Source organism: Nitrospirota bacterium (assembly GCA_040755395.1).
Lineage (GTDB): Bacteria > Nitrospirota > Nitrospiria > Nitrospirales > Nitrospiraceae > DATLZU01.
Genome location: JBFMAX010000053.1, coordinates 1 through 1459, shown reverse-complemented (window position 1 = coordinate 1459; position 1459 = coordinate 1). Strand labels below are relative to the sequence as shown.

Sequence of the window (1459 nt, the reverse complement as noted above, 5' to 3'; positions counted from 1 at the left end):
AGTTAGCCAAATCTTAGATATTAAGTTTTCCGGGAAAAGGCTTTCCGTTCTGGCAGTTCGACTGCTCAACGTAGACTTGCCTTTCCCGGCCAGAATTGCAGGCAAACATGGTTAATAGAGAGGACGCGCTTCGAGCGCCCGCGTTAGATAAGGCTGACCGCTTGCCTGCAAAAATATCCTCACTAAGGAGGTGTGCCTCAGTGATCTTTGTCGGTATCGACTGGGCAGACAAAGAACATGAGATTTCAGTCCTCGACCACAATGGGAACGAACTTACCCGCTTCCGCGTTTCTCACAACCCCAAAGGCCTGGAGATTCTCAAAAAACGCCTGCTTCAGTTGTCGGATGATCCGGAAGAAACCCTTTGCTTCCTGGAAATTAACCAGGGATTGCTGGTTCAGTTCCTCCTCGAAGCAGGTTTTCCGGTTTACCCCTTGAACCCCAAGGTGGTCGACAACCGGCGGAAGCCTTCCGGCGCCAAAAGCGACGCCATTGATGCCCGCCTCTTGGCTGAAATTGGCCGGAGCGACTTTAAACGGCTCAAGCGTCTCAATCCTGACTCCCAGCATATCCAGGAACTTAAGATGCTCTGCAGGGACCAGGACACACTTGTGAAAGACGCTACCCGACTCACCAACCGGCTCACCGCCTGCCTGAAGGAATATTACCCGGTGGCCCTGGAGCTCTTTTCAGAGATCACCCTCCCGGTATCGCTTAACTTTTTAAAAAGGTACCCTACTCTTGAGGCAGCGCGTTCTGCTTCCGTCCAGGAACTGGCGGCTTTTCTCAAGGCGCATCGCTATCCTCAGCGCAACCTTGCTGCCCAGCGGATTTACGAAAAGTTACACGCACCGCAACTACAAGCCAACCCGGCTACAGTGCGGGCTAAGAGCCGGCTTCTCCTGACTACCATTACCCAGCTTGAACAGACACTTGCCGAAATTAAAGCCTACGACAGAGAGATCACCCGCCTTTTTGAATCCCACCCCGACAGCGTGATTTTTGCCAGTCTTCGGGGCTCAGGTCCCCGGCTGGCACCGCGGCTGCTGGCGGGGTGGGGCGAAGACCGCGATCGCTATGAGAACGCCGCTGTTATGCAGGCGCTGGCCGGTACCTCGCCCGTCCTATATCAGAGCGGAAAGGTCCGCTTTGCCCGCTATCGCCGGGCATGTCTAAAATTTTTACGTCAAACCCTGCAGTTGTATGCTTTTCAATCAATACGTCTTATACCTTGGGCCCGAGAATACTACCAGCGTAAGCGTGATTCGGGTAAAACCCATCACGAGGCCCTACGTGCTTTAGCTAATATCTGGGTGCGGATCATTTTTGCTATGTGGTTGAATCGCCAACCTTATAATGAAGCCGTTTTCTTGACAGCTAAAGCTAAACACGCTCCTTTTGTTGCATGATTTTCTCTACGTCAATATTTTGTTCACATATTGACATAGAGAGTCTACGT

At 52.1% G+C, this 1459-nt stretch carries 1 protein-coding gene; it reads left to right on the top strand.

Annotated features, from left to right (window positions below; genetic code table 11):
- Positions 1-200 precede the first annotated feature (200 nt).
- Complete coding sequence (locus tag AB1555_20090) at positions 201-1409, top strand: IS110 family transposase (protein ID MEW6248979.1); 1209 nt, start codon at positions 201-203, stop codon at positions 1407-1409.
- Positions 1410-1459 lie beyond the last annotated feature (50 nt).